Source organism: Sphingobium sp. IP1, assembly GCF_002708645.1.
Classification (GTDB): Bacteria; Pseudomonadota; Alphaproteobacteria; order Sphingomonadales; family Sphingomonadaceae; genus Sphingobium; species Sphingobium yanoikuyae.
The window spans coordinates 65,390-81,456 of the sequence record NZ_NOIW01000018.1; the positions used below are offsets into that span (position 1 = coordinate 65,390).

The following is a 16,067-nucleotide window of genomic DNA, read 5'->3' on the forward strand; positions in this document are numbered from 1 at the left end:
GCAAGAGCATGAAGCCGGACAAGACCGCCATCGTCCTGATCGAATATCAGAATGATTTCGTCAGCGAGGGCGGTACCCAGCATGAGGCGGTCCGGGATGTGATGCGCGCCACCAATATGCTGGCGAACAGCGTCGCCCTGCTGGATGGCGCGCGCCAGGCGGGGCTCACCATCCTTCATGTGCCGATCAGCTTTGCGGAGGGCTATCCCGAACTGTCGACCCGGCCCTATGGCATCCTTGCCGGCGTGATCGCCGCCAGGGCCTTTCGCCGTGGCAGCTGGGGCGCGCAGATTGCCGATGCGATGGCGCCGACCGATGGCGAGATCGTGGTGGAAGGCAAGCGCGGCCTGGACTGTTTCGCCAGCACCAATATCGACTTCATCCTGCGTCAGCACGGCATCACGCACGTGGCCATTGCCGGCTTTCTCACCAATTGCTGCGTCGAATCCACCATGCGCTCCGCCTATGAACGCGGCTATCATGTCGCGACGCTGATCGACTGCTGCGCCACCATCGGCGAGGAGGAACAGCGCGTGGCCATCACCAAGGATTTTCCGATGTTCTCGCTGCCAATGACCGGGCGGGATTTCCTCGCGCAATTTGGCTGAAGGACCGATCTGTCCCCTCCAGAGCGGGGAACTTCTGGCCGGGAGGGCAGCATTTGCCCCGATGCCTGCACCATTCTGCAAACGCTTCATAAGTTTATGTTGCTGTGCAGCATAAGCCATTGTGGGCCGTAATCGCCGCGGTTAGGGGCGCTTTCGATGAGGCTGGCAGGGAACAGGTGTCGAGTTGGCGAGTGAGCGTTTCGGCTTGCGGCAGGCGGCCGCGTGGCTGTCGGAGGTCGTCGGGCCTGACCGCAGCTATGTGAATGTCGGGATCGTCTATACGGTGGCGATCAGCCTGTTGTCGCTGGCCACCCCCATCTCCGTGCAACTGCTGATCAACTCGGTAGCGCGCACCGCGCTGGTCGCGCCCTTGTGGATCCTGTCCGGCGTGCTGCTGGCGCTGCTGCTGGTCGTGGCGGGGCTGAGCGCGCTGCGCGTCTATCTGCTGGCGATCTTCGAACGCCGCATCTTTGCGCGGGTGGTCGCGGAAATCACCGTGCGCGCGGTCCATGCGCAGAACCCCTTCTTCGTCGATGAAAGCCGGGGCAGCCTGTTCAACCGCTATTTCGACATGGTGATCGTCCAGAAATCGGTGCCCAGCCTGGTGATCGGCGCCTTCACCATCGTGCTGCAGGGGGCAGTGGGACTGGTGGTGACCAGTTTCTACCATCCCTTCTTCCTGGCCTTCAACCTGGTGCTGGTGACGGTGTGCCTGATGATCTGGCTGGCCTGGCGGCATGGCGCGATCACCGGCGCAGTGGGCGTGAGCCATGCCAAGCATAATGCCGCGCATTGGCTGGAAAGCGTCGGCGGTTCCAACGGTTTCTACAAGTCGGCCCGCCATCTCAATTTCGCGATGGACCGGTCCGAAGCGGTCATTGCCGACTATATCGCCGCGCATCGCCGCTATTTCCGCTACAGTTTCGCGCAGACGCTGGGCTATTTTCTGGTCTATGCCTTCGCGGCGGCCGCCTTGCTCGCGCTCGGCGGCAATCTGATCCTCGCCGGCCAGCTTTCGATCGGGCAGTTGGTTGCGGCGGAACTGATCCTGTCCGGCGTCTTCTACGGCATCTACCAGCTCGGTTCCTATCTCGACACCTTCTATGATCTGGTCGCGAGCAGCGAGGAACTGTCGCAAATCCTGGCCATCCCGCAGGAGCGGCTTGGCCAGCGCGGGGAAGCGCCACGCGACGGATCGGTGCGCTTCCGTGACGTCGAGATCGACAAGGCCCAGATCAATTTCGAGATTGCGAGCGGCGAACAGGCAGTGATCCTGGCCGAACCGGGCATGGAGAGCGCCCTGGCGCTGCTGCTCAAGCGCCATGCCGCGCCCGACAGCGGCATCGTCCTGATCGGCGGCAGCGAACTGGGCAGTTTCGACATGTATCTGCTGCGCTCAGCAGTGATGGTGCTCAATCGTCCGACCATCATCGACGTCACCCTGCGCGAATATCTGTCGTTCGCCGAAGGCCGCGACATGGATGGGGCGCGGATCATGAACGCGCTGGAACGGGTTGGCCTGGGCGCACGGCTCGCCAGGCTGCCGCACGGGCTGGATACCCAGCTCGCCAGCTCCGGCTCGCCGCTGTCGATCGTCGAAGTGATGCAGCTCAAGCTTGCCAATGCCTTGCTCAGCCGTCCGCGCGTGCTGCTGTTGTCGCAACTTTACGACATGATGCCGATTGCCAGCCTCAAGGCGACGCTGGCCGAGTTGCGGGCAGCGGGCACGACCGTGCTGCTGAGCAGCGGGCGCCCCGAAGCGCTCGACCTCGACGCCTGGTATTGGGTTGGCGCGCGCGCGCAGCAACGGTTCACCGACAAGGATGAATTTGCCCGCTTCGTCGCGGCGCGGGAGGCGCAGCCATGACGCTCGATCGCGCCCAGGCCGAACATTTCCCATCGCTCGCCCAGTTGCGGCCGCCCCGACTGGTGACGACCGTCGCTTGGCTCATCCTGATGGGCGTCCTGCTCGTGCTGGCGATCCTGTTCGTGCCCTGGCAGCAGACGGCGCAGGGCGGTGGCCAGGTCACGACGCTGAGCGCGCAGGACCGCGCCCGCGACGTATCTTCGCTGGTGAGCGGCCGCGTCGCCGAGTTCTACGTCAGGGACGGCGATCATGTCCGGGCCGGTGATCCGATCGTCCGGGTGGTCGATGTCGATCCCGATTTCCTCGCCCGGCTGGCCGGGGAAAAGGCGCAGGTCGAGGCGCAGATCGCGGCGGTCCAGCAGGCGCGGGCCACCGCGATGATCGACGTCAATCGCACCAGCCAGCTCTATGCCGAAGGGCTGGCCGCCCGGCGCGATTATGAGCAGACCCAGATCAAGGTCGCCGATGTCGATGCGAAGCTGGCCGAAGCGCGCGCGAAGCTCAAGCAGATCGAGATCAAGCTCGCGCAAAGTTCGGCGCAGATCGTCTCGGCGCCGCGCGAAGGCCGGGTGCAGGATCTGAATGCCGCAGCGGGCGGCGCGCTGATCTCGTCCGGCACGGTGCTGGCGACGATCGCGCCCGAGAATATCACCCGCGCGGTCGAGCTCTATGTCGACGGGCGCGACGTGCCGCTGGTCGAGCCGGGGCGCTCCGTGCGGCTCGAATTTGAAGGCTTCCCGGCCTTCCAGTTCAGCGGCTGGCCGGCTTTTGCTGTTGGTATCTATGACGGCCAGGTGCGGTCGGTTGACCCCACGCCGCGCACCGACGGGTTGTTCCGCATCTTGGTGGAACAGGCGCCGGGCAAGACCGCCTGGCCGGAGCGACGCTTCGTCCGTCAGGGCAGCAAGGTGCTGGGCTGGGTGCAGGGCGACACGGTGCCGGTCTGGTATGAATTGTGGCGCCAGCTCAACGACTTCCCGCTCAACTTCGGCCAGGATCAGGTGGCCGGCAAGGGCGAGGCCAAAGCGCCCAAGGACGACAAGAGTTCGATCGAGAAGAAGAAGTGACGATGTGGCGCGCAATGGCGCTTCCCATGCTGGTCGCGGCCATGAGCGCGGGCACCATGCCCTGCGCGGCCGGTGCAGCCCTGTCGGTCGATGCGACGCCCGTACCGACCGCTGGGCAGCCCTCGACGCCGCTGACGCTGGACGAGGTGCTGCAATCCTCGGCCCGCTCGGCGCCCGATATCATTGCCGCCCTGGCTCGGGCGCGTCAGGCCGAAGGGCGCGCGATCAGCGCACAGGGCGCCTTCGACACGGTGTTTTCCGTGGACGCCCGCAGCCGGGTCGAGGGCTATTATGACGGCACGCTGATCGACAGCAAGGTCGAACGCCCGCTGATTGGCAATGGCGGCTATGTCTATGGCCAATATCGCAATTCGCGCGGGGATTTCCCGGTCTATGAGGACAAGGCCTATACCAATCGCGCGGGTGAGCTGAAGATCGGCGCGCTCTATGCCTTGATGCGCGATCGCCTGATCGACGCGCGGCGGTCCGCGTCGCAAATCGCCGGCAACGATATCGACATCGCGCGCTTTGAAACGCGGGCGACCGCCATCGGCGTGCAGGCACGCGCCATTGCCGCCTATCAGAAATGGGTGGCGAGCGGCCTCAAGCTCAAGGCCTATGAGGCGCTCTACGATCTGGCCGAAAGCCGCAGCCAGGGCATTGCGCGGCAGGTGCAGCTGGGTGCCAAGTCCGCGATATTGCTGACCGAAAACGAAGCCAACATGGTCAAGCGCGAGGCGCTGGTGGTGCAGGCGCGGCAGGAGTTCATGGCGGCGGCCAACAGCTTCTCGCTCTATTATCGCGACGCGGACGGATTGCCGATCCTCGTCGATGCCGCGCGCCTGCCCGCGTCCGCCGCCGCGTTCGACGGCCTGCGGATCAACCCGCTGTTCGCGATCGAGGATCGTCCCGACTTCGGTATCCTGCTGGAGGAAATCGACAATGCGTCGGTCAAGCTGGCGCTGGCCGAGAACGACACCCGCCCCAAGCTGGATTTCGAGGGGCAGGTCGCCAAGGATGTCGGTGCCCAGGGGCTGGGAGGCTATAGCCGCACGCCGCTGGAGGTGATCGTCGGCGTTACCTTCAAGGTGCCGCTGCAGAACCGCAAGGCGAGGGGCAAGGTCGCCGAGAGCCAGGCGAAGATCGACGAACTCACCGTCAAGCAGCGCTATCTGGCGGAGAAAATCCGCACCGAAGTGGCCGGCATCGGCATCGAGGTCGATGCCGCGCGCGTGCTGGTGGATACGACCCGGCGGCAGCGCGATCTGGCCGAACGACTGGCCCAGGCAGAGCGGCGCCGCTTCGATCTGGGATCGAGCGATTTCTTCCTGGTCAATAGTCGCGAGGAAGCGGCCACCGATGCCGCGGTCAAGCTGATCGAGGCACAGGCGCGCATCGCCGCGGCCCAGGCCGAAATGGCGGCGGCAACGGCCGATGACCGGGCGCTGGGACTGGATCGCAGCTAGGCGGCATGTCGCTGCAACCTGGCGTCAGGTCGCCGGTCGGTCGGGAAAACGGGCCTTGATCGCCGCATAGGCGGCTCTCGCCTTCATCAGGGCGTCGAACTGGACATGGTGCCAGGGCGAGCCGATCGCGACGGCACCATCGACAATCTTCCGGTTGCTGCCCCATAGTCGATGGCAGTGCCCGGCGTCGCGTGGGACGCAGCTGTCGAAGGACATGTCGGGGCGGCCCCCGATGCGATCCCTGATGTCGCGCATCAGAAGCTGGCCCGGCGCATAAGCGCGATAATCCTCGTCGAACGCCATCTTGAAGCCATGGCCCCAGATGGCGGCTTCAAACCAGCTCGACATGGCGATGGCGCGGCCCCCGACCGACAGGGTGGCGAGGCGGGCGCTGCCGTTCGCATGACCGCGCTCAATCACTTCGCAAAACAGGGCCTGGGTCGCGCCGTCGCTTGCCAATGCGCTGCCGCCCCGGCCTTTCCAGCCCGATGCCTCAAGGTCCAGAAACGCGTCGATCCAGGCTGTGCATGGCGCGTCAGACGTCAGAATGTCGAACGTGACCGGGCCATGGTCCTGTTCCAGCCGCTTCGACAGGCTGCGCAGTCGGCTCCGCATTTTCGCGTCGCCGCGGCCTTCCCCTTGCTTGCCGGCGCGATAGGCTGGACGATCATGGCAATGGATGGTGTGGAATGCTCGCCTTTCCCGTTCGCAGCGGTCGAACAGGGCGATACTGACCGGATCGTCGGCATCCAGTCCGGAGACATGCAGCATGATCTCCCCGCCTGAGCGCTGGTCCAGGAAGGCGAACAGGCTCTTCCAGAACAGATCAGCGGACTGCGCGATGACCAGCGGCGTGCCCAGGAACTGGTTGGTCGCCGACCAGTTGCGCCAGATGCGAACGGGCCACCGGCCGAAGCGTGGTGCAGCGATCAGCGGCATGACGCCCAGCCATGGTCCATCGATGGGCGCCACGACGGCCAGAAGCACGTCAGCGCCATCAGGCGCGTGGCTCAGGGCGGCGTCCATGAACCAGTCCTGCGCGAAGACATTGGCGGCCCCGGCCAGTGCCGACAGGGCTGCCCACTGCGCGCGATCATCGGCCGTCAGATCGACATGGCGCAGGATGCGGACGGCGGGTTGGTCGGCGTCCGACATCGGCCAGGCATGGCTTGAGTCCGGTTGGAAACTGCCGGAGGCGGGAAGGTGGCTCATAACAGACCGGCCTTGCGCGCCACGCGGCACCCGATCGAGCGCCATTTGGCGGCCTTGGGCCATATCGGCACGTCGCCGGTGGGCAGGCCCCATCGCCGCAGCAGCGGATTGATCTGCATGGCGTCGCCTAGCGCCTGGCTCCACTGGCTCTGCCAAGTGATCGACAGCGAAATGGATGGCTCCGCGCCCGCCCTGACCCAATGGGGCGAGGCATAGGGGATGAACAGGCCGTCGCCCGGCTGCATGGGGTGGATGTCGGCATCCGCTTCATAGGCGTCGTTCCAGGGCAGCATATTGTCGCCACCACCATAATAGGCTTCGTGCCGGTCGATCGGCAGCCATGGTGCCATCGGGCGATAGGTCGCGAACTGTTTGTCGCCCGCGATCTGGAAGAGGATATTATATTCGCAATCGAAGTGAAACGGGGTGAGCGTTCCCGGCGCGGAAATGAAGATGAACCCCCGCACCGTCAGCCCCGGACCGGTCGCTGGAGAAATTGCGGGGCCGATCTGGTCCATCAGCCTGGCCAGCAACTCGCGATAGGCGGGCAGTTGCTCGACGAAGCGGAGCATGATCCAGTTGCCGCTGGTCTGGATCGAGCGAATGACGGTGGCGACATCGGCGTCGTCGGAGCGGTCCATCGCGAATTCGCCGCCATTGGGGGCGTTGCCGATCCGGCGTTCGACAAATTGCGGTGGCAGGTCGATGCTGGCTTTTGCCAGGGCTTCGAACGAGAGCAGCGGATGGCCCGTCAGGCTATGCTGCAGCATCGTCGGTGACAGCGGATAGGCGCTGGCGAAAGGACCGAGACTGGACGGCGCAACAAAGCTCATGGAGGAAGTTCTTCCGCTATGACGAGATCAATTGCCGCAAGATTGTCCTGCAAGGTTGAAGATCGCGTTAAGCAAGGTGCGCGTCTTCCTGTATATTTCAGGCCATAAGAAGTTCAGTTTCTGTCTGGGCTGAGTTGAAATGGTGATGCGGAAATATCGGTTTGGATGAAAGATGGTTGCGACAATGATTTCTGGTCTGTTTCCGCATTGATGCGATGAAGAAGATCGCAATGCGGTGTTTCGATCGGGGTTGATCTTCGGTGCGCGCCATTCTCCCCTTGCGCGATTGTCGGATGCCGCGCTGGCGGCAACCGTGCGGCATCATGATATTGCCGGCAGCGGCGAGAGATCGGCACTTGATGGGGCGCCGCGGACGCACGCGCCGGCACGACGCATTTTGCTGCGGAGAAGCCTTGAGGCTCTGGTTCAACTCAGCCGGTCGATCGCGTCGCTGTCGAGGCCGCCGGGGATGATCATGATCGGGCAGGGCATCTTGCCCGCGTCCGATCCGGTGAAGTGGGATACCAGGGCGCCGGGCGGGCCGCTGGCGGCGGCGCCCAGGACCAGGGCAGCGACATCGTCCATTTCCTCCAGCGTCTTGCGCACCACCGCGACGGGATCGCCCTGGCGCACGGTGATGCTGGGGCGGATGCCGGATTCGTCGGTCAGCGTGCCGGCCGCGCTGGTCACCAGCGCTTCGGCCCGTTGCAGCGCCTCATCCTCCATCGTCGCCTGGACGCCGCCCCATTGGACGAATTCGGACGGCGGGATGAGGGCCAGGATGCGGATCGTCCCGGCCGTCTTGGCGGCGCGGCGTGCGGCGAAGCGCAGCGCGGTTTCCGCTTCGGGCGATTCGTCCACGACCACCAGATATGTCCGCATTGTTCGATATCCCCGAGAAACAAAAATCGGCCTTGCCGGCCCGTCAAAACTGCCCCGACGAACCAACGAGGTGAAATGTGGGGCATTATGGGCCCTTGCGCAAGGCGTGGCCTTGACCGTTCCGGCCAAAGGGTGAAAACGGGCTCCGAAACGGCGCGTGCCAGATAATCAAGAAGAGGCCCCGAACGCATGAGCAAGACGATCCAGATGCCTGCCCTGTCCCCCACCATGGAGGAGGGCACGCTGGCCAAGTGGCTGGTCAAGGAAGGGGACAAGGTATCGTCCGGCGACCTTCTCGCCGAGATCGAGACCGACAAGGCCACCATGGAATTCGAAGCGGTCGATGAAGGCACCGTCGCCAAGATCCTGGTGTCGGAAGGCGCCGAGGGCGTGAAGGTCGGCACCGTCATCGCGATCATCGCCGAAGAGGGCGAGGATGTCGCCGAAGCCGCCGCCAGCGGTGGCGCTGCCCCCGCGCCCAAGGCCGATGCTGTGCCGGCCAAGGCCGAAGCCGCCGCCCCCGCCGCCAAGGCTGATCCGGTGCCGACGAAGGCCGAAGCGGCTGCGCCTGCCGCCGCCTCGACCGAAGGCCGCGTGAAGGCGAGCCCGCTCGCCCGTCGCCTGGCCGAAGCCAAGGGCGTTGATCTGGCTGCTGTCGCCGGTTCCGGCCCGAACGGCCGCATCGTCAAGGCCGACCTGGACGGCGCCGCTGCTGCCCCGGCCAAGGCCGCTGCGCCGGCCGCCGCCCCGGCCGCTGCCGCGCCTGCCGCTGCCCCGGCGCCGGTTGCCGCCGCACAGGATTTCGGCATCCCGCACGAAGTCATCAAGCTCAACGGCATGCGCAAGACGATCGCGCGCCGCCTGACCGAGTCCAAGCAGCAGGTGCCGCACATCTACCTGACGGTGGACATTCAGCTCGACAAGCTGCTGAAGCTGCGCGGCGAGCTGAACGCCGGCCTGTCGGGCCGTGGCGTCAAGCTGTCGGTCAACGACCTGCTGATCAAGGCGCTGGGCGTCGCGCTGATGCAGGTGCCCGAGTGCAACGTGCAGTTCGCCGGCGACCAGATGCTGCAGTTCAAGCGCGCCGACATTTCGGTCGCCGTGTCGATCCCCGGTGGCCTGATCACTCCGATCGTGACTGGCGCCGACATCAAGGGTGTGGCCGCGATCTCGAACGAGATGAAGGACCTGGCCGATCGCGCCAAGGCCGGCAAGTTGCAGCCGAGCGAATATCAGGGCGGCACCGCGTCGCTGTCGAACATGGGCATGTTCGGCATCAAGCAGTTCGAAGCCGTCATCAACCCGCCGCAGGGCATGATCATGGCGATCGGCGCGGGCGAGAAGCGTCCCTTCGTGGTCGATGACAGCCTGCAGATCGCGACCGTCATGTCGGCGACCGGCAGCTTCGACCATCGCGCGATCGACGGCGCCGACGGCGCCCGCCTGATGAAGGCGTTCCGCGAACTGATCGAAAATCCGCTGGGCATGCTGGCCTGATGGCGAAGATCGACGAGCAGCCGCCGGAGCATAGCCCGGCGGTGCGCGTCATCGCCATGCCGGCCGATACCAATCCCCATGGGGATATTTTCGGTGGCTGGCTGATGAGCCTGATGGATTCGGCTGCGGGTTCGGTTGCGGCACGCTACAGCCATGGCCGTGCGGTGACGATCGCGGTGGAGGGCATGACCTTCCACCGTCCGGTCATCGTCGGCGATGAGGTGTCGGTGTTCGCGACGCTCAAGTCGGTCGGCCGCACATCGATGAAGATCGATGTCGAGGCGTGGCGCCGTGCCCGTCACGACGATCGATCCTATCGCGTGACCCAGGCGACCTTCACCTTCGTGGCGATCGGTGAGGATCGCCAACCCCGTTCCGTGCCGCCGCTGCCTGCTCAATAAGGGCGCGGCCTGACCAAGATATCGAAAGAACGAGAGAGACCATGGCTGATACCTATGACCTGATCGTCCTCGGCTCCGGCCCGGGCGGCTATGTTGCCGCCATCCGGGCGGCGCAACTGGGCCTCAAGACCGCGATTGTGGAGCGCGAAAATCTGGGCGGCATCTGCCTCAACTGGGGCTGCATTCCGACCAAGGCGCTGCTGCGTTCGGCCGAAATCTTCCATTATATGCAGCATGCCAAGGATTATGGCCTGGTTGCCGAGAAGATCAGCGCCGACATCGAGGCGGTGGTGAAGCGTTCGCGCGGCGTTGCCAAGCAGCTCAATCAGGGCGTCACGCACCTGATGAAGAAGAACAAGATCACCGTCCACATGGGCGATGGCAAGCTGACCGGCAAGGGCAAGCTGACCGTCACCAAGGACGGCAAGAGCGAAGAGCTGACCGCCAAGCATATCATCGTCGCGACCGGCGCCCGCGCCCGCGACCTGCCGCAGCTCAAGGCCGACGGCAAGCGCGTGTGGACCTATCGCCATGCCATGACCCCGGCGGAAATGCCGACCAAGCTGCTGGTCATCGGTTCGGGCGCGATCGGTATCGAATTCGCCAGCTTCTACAACGACATGGGCGCTGACGTGACCGTGGTCGAGATGATGGACCGGATCGTGCCGGTCGAGGATGCCGATGTCTCGGCCTTCCTCGAAAAGGCGGTCAAGAAGCAGGGCATGACCATCCTGACCGGTGCCAAGATCGAGAAGATCGCCGCGACCGACAAGGCCGTGACCGCGACCATCAAGGACAAGGCCGGCAAGGACATCACCGCCGAATATAGCCATGTCATCGTGGCGATCGGCATCGTCCCCAATGTCGAGAATATCGGTCTGGAAGAGGTTGGCGTCGAGCCCGATCAGCGCTTCCACATCAAGACCGATGCCTATGGCCGCACCAATGTCGACGGCATCTGGGCGATCGGCGACGTCACCGCGCCGCCATGGCTGGCGCACAAGGCGAGCCATGAGGCCGTCACCACGGTCGAGGCGATCGCGCAGGCGCTGGGCAACAAGGATGTCCACCCGCATGCGATGGACGTGCGCAACATTCCGGGTTGCACCTATTGCCACCCGCAGATCGCGTCGGTCGGCCTGACCGAAGCCAAGGCCAAGGAAGCGGGCTACGACGTCAAGGTCGGCATGTTCCCCTTCATCGGCAATGGCAAGGCGATCGCGCTGGGCGAGGCCGAGGGCTTCACCAAGACCGTGTTCGACGCCAAGACCGGCGAACTGCTGGGTGCCCACATGATCGGCGCGGAAGTGACCGAGATGATCCAGGGCTATACCATCGGCAAGACGCTGGAGACCACCGAGGCCGAACTGATGCAGACGGTGTTCCCGCACCCGACCATCTCGGAATCGATGCATGAAAGCGTGCTCGCCGCTTATGGGCGTGCGCTCCATATCTGATCGGCAGGTCATGCTGGCAAAGGGCGCGGGGATATTCATCCTCGCGCTTTTTTGCGTGCTGGGAATTGCACTGGCGCAGCGCCATGGTCTGCTCGACGATCTGAACATCGGCCTGATGGGCTGGGCTGGCCAAGGGCGCGAGACGGCGCTGGGCGGGCATGTGACGATGGTCATGCGGCTCGCCTCGGCAATCGGCGGCACGGCGATCCGCATCATCCTGTCGCTGATCGTGCTGGGCGCTCTGTTCTTTACCGGGCGGCGGGCAGCGGCCTTGTGGTTTGCGGGGGTGGAGATTGGCGGCACGCTGCTCAACCTCATCCTCAAGCAGATATTCGCCGCGCCCCGGCCCGACCTGCTGCCGCATCTCGACATCGTGCATAGCTACAGCTTCCCCAGCGGCCATGCGGCGGGGAACATGATGTTTTTCGGCGCGCTGGCGATGCTGGCCGGGCGGCGCTGGGCCTATGGTGCGGGGGGGGCGATGATCGCGCTGATCGGCGCCAGCCGGGTGTGGCTGGGCGTGCATTGGCCAAGCGATGTGATGGCCGGATGGGTCGAAGGGCTGGGCTGGCTTATGCTGTGCGCGGTCTGGCTACCAGCGCGGCGAGGGCAGCAGTAAGGCGCGGGTGATGTTGCCGTGCGGCGGCATGCCGTCGGCGGTGACGAAGCCATGGACCCAGAAACTGTCCCAGGCGCTGAGCATCGCGATGATGAGCAGCGTCAGGCCGGCGCCGACGCAGAGCAGGCGGGCTCTGCGCAGCGGATTGGCCGGCATCAGCGCCAGCAGCACGAGCGGCAGCAGCGGCAGGAAATAGCGGCCCTGCGTCCCTTGGACATAATCGGCGCCGAGCGGCGTGCCGGTGAGATACATGGCGGTTTCGATCAGCAGCGCGGTTCCGAGCGCGATCGCCAGCCACCATAGCCGCTGGCCGAGGCCGAAGCGCGCGCCCGATCCGCTCAGCACCGCGCTGCCCAGCATCAGCAGGGCAAGGGGGTAGGCGAGCAGCGGCAGCAGGATCGCGTTCCAGCCGAAGCGGCCGACGATTTGCAGCGCATAGACTGGTGCCCGCTCGACGATGCTGGAGGCGAGGATGCGGCCATAGCCGGCCGGATCGGCCAGGATCACGGCGAGTTGCTGCGCCAGCGGCGCGGTCAGCACGCTTTCCCCGGTCTTGCGCGAGGTGATGTGATAGAGCGCCTGGCTGCCGCCATTGGCTTTCATCCAGGCAGCGAAGATGACAGCGCCCAGCAGCATCGCGCCGAGGATCAGCGCGTTGCGCGACAGGGTTAAGCGGGCGGGCCAGCGCAGGCCGGCGGCCATCAGTGGCAGATAGACGCCCTTGGCCAGCGCCAGCAGCGGCGCGGTGACCAGCGTGGCGGCGGTACTGGCGCGGTCCGGCGCCATGAAGCCGATCCGCAGCGCCAGAGCGAGGCCGAGAAAGCCGACGCCGTTGATGACGGCATCGGGCGAGAGCGAGCCGATCTGATAGCAGAAGGTCGGCAGCAGCGCGGTACCGAGCAGCGCCATGCGGCCAAATGGGATGAGGCGCAGCGCGACGACGAGCAGCAGCAATGCGGTCAGCGCATTGACGATACGGCCGGCATAGAAGGCGCCGATGCGCGGCAGGCCGAGCGCGTCGCCGATCGCGAGGCCGACGGCGCCGGGGGCATAGAGCGTCGGCGCATAGCTGGCGACATTGGGAAATTCGGCAAAGCGCGTGCCGAGGCGGGCCGCGTCGGCGGCCCAGGCGCGGTCGATCATCGCCTTGTCATAGCGATGGCTCTGGCCGTCCGGTTCGGTCGGGAAATCGTCGGCATGAAGATCGACCGCCGCACGCGGCAGGTCAGCGCCGATCCGGTCGCCCTGGATTTGTGTCACCACATGGCCCTGCGACAGGGCCAGCGCCTTCATATAATGCTGGTTCTCATCCGGCGCCTGGAAGGGAGGCGTCAGGATCGCGAACAACAAAGTTGCGAGGCAGACGGCAAGAAACACTATCCGTTCGAGACGCGACCATGGCGCGGCGACCGCCATGTCGGCATAAGGATGGTGCCTGAAAGAAGATCGCTTGCTGCGCATGCCCGCCGTTCGGTTGGATATTGATACGCCCTAGATATGCCCCGTTAACATTTCGCGATGGACATGATGAAGGTCGAAAATATGCGATATTGCTTTCTTTCGGCCCTGATGCTGCTCGCGGCGCCGGCATGGGCGGAAGAGCCAGATGAGGAGTCGCCGGCCGGGATGATCCTGCATGCCGACACGCCTTTGTTCGGTGACGAGACCGAGGATAAATGGCCTCAGGCATTTACGAGTGATGATGCCAAGGAATTTGGTTGCACCAGTCGTGTTGCCTTCGGCGACTGGCAGATCCAGCCGTCCGATCCTGATGAGGATCCATTCTGGTACCGGATCAGCAACTATGGGGTGTTCCATTGCTGGGCCAATGTCGCGCAGGCATCTGCGCGCGAGGCGCTGGCTCATGTGGAGGTCGCGCCATCCTTTTTCATATTTCTGGGCACGCAAGGCGCAACGGAACTTTGGGCGTTGCAGAAGGGGGCCGTACCGGGCAGCGATTATCTGCTGCTGGCGCGCGAGCGCGGTGATGGGATCATCAGGCGCTTCTCTCTTTTGCAGCGTGATTGCACGGGGCAAGCCCTGCGCAAAGGACGGCAACTCGACATATTGAACACCCGCTATTGTCATGTCGCTTCGCCGGCCGATCTGCTGGCAATTGCCCGGAGGATGGTGAAACGCCAGCCCTTGGGCATACTGGCGCTAGTGCCTGACGCCAAAGATGACGGCGAAGTTGACAGGCAAACGCCCTAGGCGTGTCCTGAAAAAGGAAGAGGCCCTCAGGCCTCTTCCGCTTCCAGTTCCTGCTCGACCGGCGGGTGAAGCCGCAGGCGGGTGACGCGGCGGCCGTCGCTGGCCAGGACTTCCAGTTTCCAGCCGCTCTGTTCGTGCGGGATGATCTCGCCCGGTTCGGGGACTCGGCCGGCGAGCACGAAGGCGAGGCCGCCCAGCGTGTCGACATCTTCCTCGATCTCGCCCAGACGCGGGTCGATTTCCTCGGCGACGTCGTCCAGTTCGGCGCGGGCGTCGGCATCCCACATGCCGCCTTCCAGCGGCACCAGCATGGCTTCGGGCGCGTCGTCATGCTCGTCCTCGACCTCGCCGACGATTTCCTCGACCAGATCCTCGAAGGTCAGCAGCCCTTCGGTGCCCGAATATTCGTCGAGCACGATGGCCAGATGGGTGCGCTTGGCGCGCATTTCGGCGAGCAGGTCGAGCGCGCCCATGCTTTCGGGCACATAGAGCGGCTGGCGGATCAGCGGCGCCAGCGTGTCTGGCACCGGCGCCTTGCCGGCGAGGATGGCGAAGGCATCGCGGATATGGACCATGCCGACGATCGTATCGAGCGTCTCGCGATAGACCGGGATGCGGCTATGACCGGCCTCGGCGAACAGTTCGGCCAGTTCACCGAAGCTCGCCTTTTCCTCGATCGCGACGATGTCGGCGCGGGGCAGGGCGACGTCGTCGACCGTATGTTCGGAAAAATGCAGCAGGTTGCGGACCATCTGCCGCTCGATCGCGGACAGATCGCCCTTGGCAGGCGGGGCCGCGCCCTCTTCCTGCTCTTCCTCATCATATTCGTCGAGCGCCTCTTCCAGTTCCTTGCGGAGGCTGGGGGCTTCATTCTCGCCGAACAGGAGCGACTTCAGGCCGCTCCATAAACCGCCCTCGTTACTACTGTCCGCTTCCTTGGAACCGGCGCTATCCTTCGGGCTGCCTTCAGCCATCTTACTTCCTATTCCCTTGTTTCAGAACATTGTCGAAGCCGGTGATAGACCGGATCCGAATAAGCATGATCAACCATTGTCCCGATCCCCATAGGGATCGGCCAGGCCAAGGCTGAGGAGCGCGCGGATTTCCAGCGCTTCCATCGCCTCGGCTTCATTGTCGTCCATATGGTCATATCCAAGCAAATGAAAAGTCCCGTGGACGATCAGATGCGTGGCATGGTCGGCGACCGATATGCCCTTTTCCGCGGCTTCGGCGGCGCAGACCCCCTCGGCCAGCACGATATCGCCCAGCAGAACCTCGCCATCGTCGGTGTTGGCCGTCACTTCCAGCAGGTCTTCCTGCACCATCGGGAAGGACAGGACGTTGGTCGGATTGTCCTTTTCGCGATAGGCACGGTTGAGCTGATGGACCTCATCATCGTCGGTCAGCTTGACCGCGACTTCATAGAGGGTGGAGTCGGTCGCGAAGGCGGCATAGGGACTGTGCGCAATGGCGGCCGAAACCGCCTGTTGCGCGAGAAATTCCCAGTCCGCGCCGGGCCAGCCTTCTTCATGAAGGACAGCGACTTCGATCATAATGTTGAGATCCGTTGTGAAGATTTAGGCATCCGGCCCCTCATAGGCCTGGACGATGCGGCCGACCACCGGATGGCGCACGACGTCGCCAATGCCGAAGGGGACCATGGCGATGCCCTCGACCCCGTCCAGCCGCGCGACCGCGTCGGCAAGGCCCGAAATGCCCGGCTGCGGTAGGTCGACCTGCTTGGGATCGCCGCAGATGACCATGCGGCTGCCTTCGCCAAATCGGGTCAGGAACATCTTCATCTGGGCGATGGTGGTGTTCTGCGCCTCGTCCAGCACGATGAAGGCATTGGCCAGCGTCCGGCCGCGCATGAAGGCGAGCGGTGCGATCTCGATCTCGCCGCTGGCGATGCGCCGTTCGACCTGTTCGGCCGGCAGCGTATCGTGC

At 64.6% G+C, this 16,067-nt stretch carries 17 protein-coding genes; 9 read left to right on the forward strand and 8 right to left on the reverse strand.

Annotated features, from left to right (window positions below):
• Nucleotides 1-8: 8 nt before the first annotated feature.
• The 4 genes from CG471_RS08710 (at nt 9) to CG471_RS08725 (ending at nt 5,008) form a co-directional block, all read left to right on the forward strand.
• Entirely contained in the window at nt 9-608 is a 600-nt protein-coding gene (locus CG471_RS08710) for a cysteine hydrolase family protein (protein WP_099231596.1), read from the forward strand.
• A 184-nt stretch (nt 609-792) separates the two neighbouring features.
• Nucleotides 793-2,475: an ABC transporter ATP-binding protein gene (locus CG471_RS08715; protein ID WP_099231597.1), complete on the forward strand. Its 1,683-nt coding sequence runs from the start codon at nt 793-795 to the stop codon at nt 2,473-2,475.
• Nucleotides 2,472-3,542, forward strand: a complete 1,071-nt coding sequence (locus CG471_RS08720) for an HlyD family secretion protein (protein ID WP_099231598.1) — start codon at nt 2,472-2,474, stop codon at nt 3,540-3,542. The genes CG471_RS08715 and CG471_RS08720 overlap by 4 nt, the downstream gene beginning before the upstream one ends.
• A 2-nt stretch (nt 3,543-3,544) precedes the next feature.
• Entirely contained in the window at nt 3,545-5,008 is a 1,464-nt protein-coding gene (locus tag CG471_RS08725; RefSeq protein ID WP_099231599.1) for a TolC family protein, read from the forward strand.
• A gap of 24 nt (nt 5,009-5,032) precedes the next feature.
• On the opposite strand, the gene CG471_RS08730 is transcribed toward CG471_RS08725, so the two are convergent.
• The 4 genes from CG471_RS08730 to CG471_RS08740 all read right to left on the reverse strand — a co-directional run bounded on the left by CG471_RS08730 (nt 5,033) and on the right by CG471_RS08740 (nt 7,935).
• The gene (locus CG471_RS08730; protein ID WP_099231600.1) at nt 5,033-6,220 is read right to left on the reverse strand and encodes a GNAT family N-acetyltransferase; all 1,188 of its coding nucleotides are present in this window, start codon (nt 6,218-6,220) and stop codon (nt 5,033-5,035) included.
• The gene (locus CG471_RS08735) at nt 6,217-7,053 is read right to left on the reverse strand and encodes a transcription factor jumonji, JmjC (RefSeq protein WP_099231601.1); all 837 of its coding nucleotides are present in this window, start codon (nt 7,051-7,053) and stop codon (nt 6,217-6,219) included. The genes CG471_RS08730 and CG471_RS08735 overlap by 4 nt, the downstream gene beginning before the upstream one ends.
• Before the next feature lie 97 nt (nt 7,054-7,150).
• Nucleotides 7,151-7,483, reverse strand: coding sequence for a hypothetical protein (locus tag CG471_RS30120; protein ID WP_143560176.1), 333 nt, complete (start codon nt 7,481-7,483; stop codon nt 7,151-7,153).
• Nucleotides 7,480-7,935: a universal stress protein gene (locus CG471_RS08740; RefSeq protein ID WP_004207608.1), complete on the reverse strand. Its 456-nt coding sequence runs from the start codon at nt 7,933-7,935 to the stop codon at nt 7,480-7,482. The genes CG471_RS30120 and CG471_RS08740 overlap by 4 nt, the downstream gene beginning before the upstream one ends.
• A gap of 189 nt (nt 7,936-8,124) precedes the next feature.
• On the opposite strand from CG471_RS08740, the gene CG471_RS08745 reads away from it, so the two are divergent.
• From CG471_RS08745 to CG471_RS08760, 4 genes are read left to right on the forward strand one after another with little or no spacing between them, the layout of a single operon-like run.
• A complete protein-coding gene (locus tag CG471_RS08745; RefSeq protein ID WP_099231602.1) occupies nt 8,125-9,432 on the forward strand; it encodes a pyruvate dehydrogenase complex dihydrolipoamide acetyltransferase in 1,308 nt (435 codons plus the stop codon).
• Nucleotides 9,432-9,833, forward strand: a complete 402-nt coding sequence (locus CG471_RS08750) for an acyl-CoA thioesterase (protein WP_004207606.1) — start codon at nt 9,432-9,434, stop codon at nt 9,831-9,833. Before CG471_RS08745 ends, CG471_RS08750 begins: the two co-directional genes overlap by 1 nt.
• A 41-nt stretch (nt 9,834-9,874) precedes the next feature.
• Entirely contained in the window at nt 9,875-11,290 is a 1,416-nt protein-coding gene (lpdA, locus tag CG471_RS08755; protein ID WP_010336022.1) for a dihydrolipoyl dehydrogenase, read from the forward strand.
• Nucleotides 11,268-11,909, forward strand: a complete 642-nt coding sequence (locus tag CG471_RS08760; RefSeq protein ID WP_099231603.1) for a phosphatase PAP2 family protein — start codon at nt 11,268-11,270, stop codon at nt 11,907-11,909. Before lpdA ends, CG471_RS08760 begins: the two co-directional genes overlap by 23 nt.
• Here CG471_RS08760 and CG471_RS08765 read toward each other — a convergent pair.
• A complete protein-coding gene (locus CG471_RS08765; protein WP_099231604.1) occupies nt 11,883-13,325 on the reverse strand; it encodes a DUF2142 domain-containing protein in 1,443 nt (480 codons plus the stop codon). The genes CG471_RS08760 and CG471_RS08765 overlap by 27 nt on opposite strands.
• Before the next feature lie 102 nt (nt 13,326-13,427).
• Between CG471_RS08765 and CG471_RS08770 the strand changes: the two genes are divergently transcribed.
• Nucleotides 13,428-14,120, forward strand: coding sequence for a hypothetical protein (locus CG471_RS08770; protein ID WP_099231605.1), 693 nt, complete (start codon nt 13,428-13,430; stop codon nt 14,118-14,120).
• Between the two features lie 26 nt (nt 14,121-14,146).
• On the opposite strand, the gene CG471_RS08775 is transcribed toward CG471_RS08770, so the two are convergent.
• From CG471_RS08775 to CG471_RS08785, 3 genes are all read right to left on the reverse strand, one after another.
• On the reverse strand, nt 14,147-15,094 hold the full coding sequence (locus CG471_RS08775) for a hemolysin family protein (RefSeq protein ID WP_099231606.1): 948 nt from the start codon (nt 15,092-15,094) through the stop codon (nt 14,147-14,149).
• 69 nt (nt 15,095-15,163) lie between these two features.
• On the reverse strand, nt 15,164-15,673 hold the full coding sequence (gene ybeY, locus CG471_RS08780; RefSeq protein ID WP_099231607.1) for an rRNA maturation RNase YbeY: 510 nt from the start codon (nt 15,671-15,673) through the stop codon (nt 15,164-15,166).
• 24 nt (nt 15,674-15,697) lie between these two features.
• Nucleotides 15,698-16,067 (reverse strand): PhoH family protein (locus CG471_RS08785; protein ID WP_143560177.1); only part of this gene is annotated, 370 nt, incomplete at its 5' end.

Bases quoted from the DNA above. Each gene is read 5' to 3' on its own strand.
- CG471_RS08765 (WP_099231604.1), bottom strand. From the start codon at position 13,325: ATGGCGGTCGCCGCGCCATGGTCGCGTCTCGAACGGATAGTGTTTCTT.
- CG471_RS08710 (WP_099231596.1), top strand. From the start codon at position 9: ATGAAGCCGGACAAGACCGCCATCGTCCTGATCGAATATCAGAATGAT.
- CG471_RS08735 (WP_099231601.1), bottom strand. From the start codon at position 7,053: ATGAGCTTTGTTGCGCCGTCCAGTCTCGGTCCTTTCGCCAGCGCCTAT.
- CG471_RS08720 (WP_099231598.1), top strand. From the start codon at position 2,472: ATGACGCTCGATCGCGCCCAGGCCGAACATTTCCCATCGCTCGCCCAG.
- CG471_RS08760 (WP_099231603.1), top strand. From the start codon at position 11,268: ATGGGCGTGCGCTCCATATCTGATCGGCAGGTCATGCTGGCAAAGGGC.
- CG471_RS08730 (WP_099231600.1), bottom strand. From the start codon at position 6,220: ATGAGCCACCTTCCCGCCTCCGGCAGTTTCCAACCGGACTCAAGCCAT.
- CG471_RS08740 (WP_004207608.1), bottom strand. From the start codon at position 7,935: ATGCGGACATATCTGGTGGTCGTGGACGAATCGCCCGAAGCGGAAACC.
- CG471_RS08750 (WP_004207606.1), top strand. From the start codon at position 9,432: ATGGCGAAGATCGACGAGCAGCCGCCGGAGCATAGCCCGGCGGTGCGC.
- CG471_RS08745 (WP_099231602.1), top strand. From the start codon at position 8,125: ATGAGCAAGACGATCCAGATGCCTGCCCTGTCCCCCACCATGGAGGAG.
- lpdA (WP_010336022.1), top strand. From the start codon at position 9,875: ATGGCTGATACCTATGACCTGATCGTCCTCGGCTCCGGCCCGGGCGGC.
- CG471_RS08775 (WP_099231606.1), bottom strand. From the start codon at position 15,094: ATGGCTGAAGGCAGCCCGAAGGATAGCGCCGGTTCCAAGGAAGCGGAC.
- CG471_RS08770 (WP_099231605.1), top strand. From the start codon at position 13,428: ATGGACATGATGAAGGTCGAAAATATGCGATATTGCTTTCTTTCGGCC.
- CG471_RS08725 (WP_099231599.1), top strand. From the start codon at position 3,545: ATGTGGCGCGCAATGGCGCTTCCCATGCTGGTCGCGGCCATGAGCGCG.
- ybeY (WP_099231607.1), bottom strand. From the start codon at position 15,673: ATGATCGAAGTCGCTGTCCTTCATGAAGAAGGCTGGCCCGGCGCGGAC.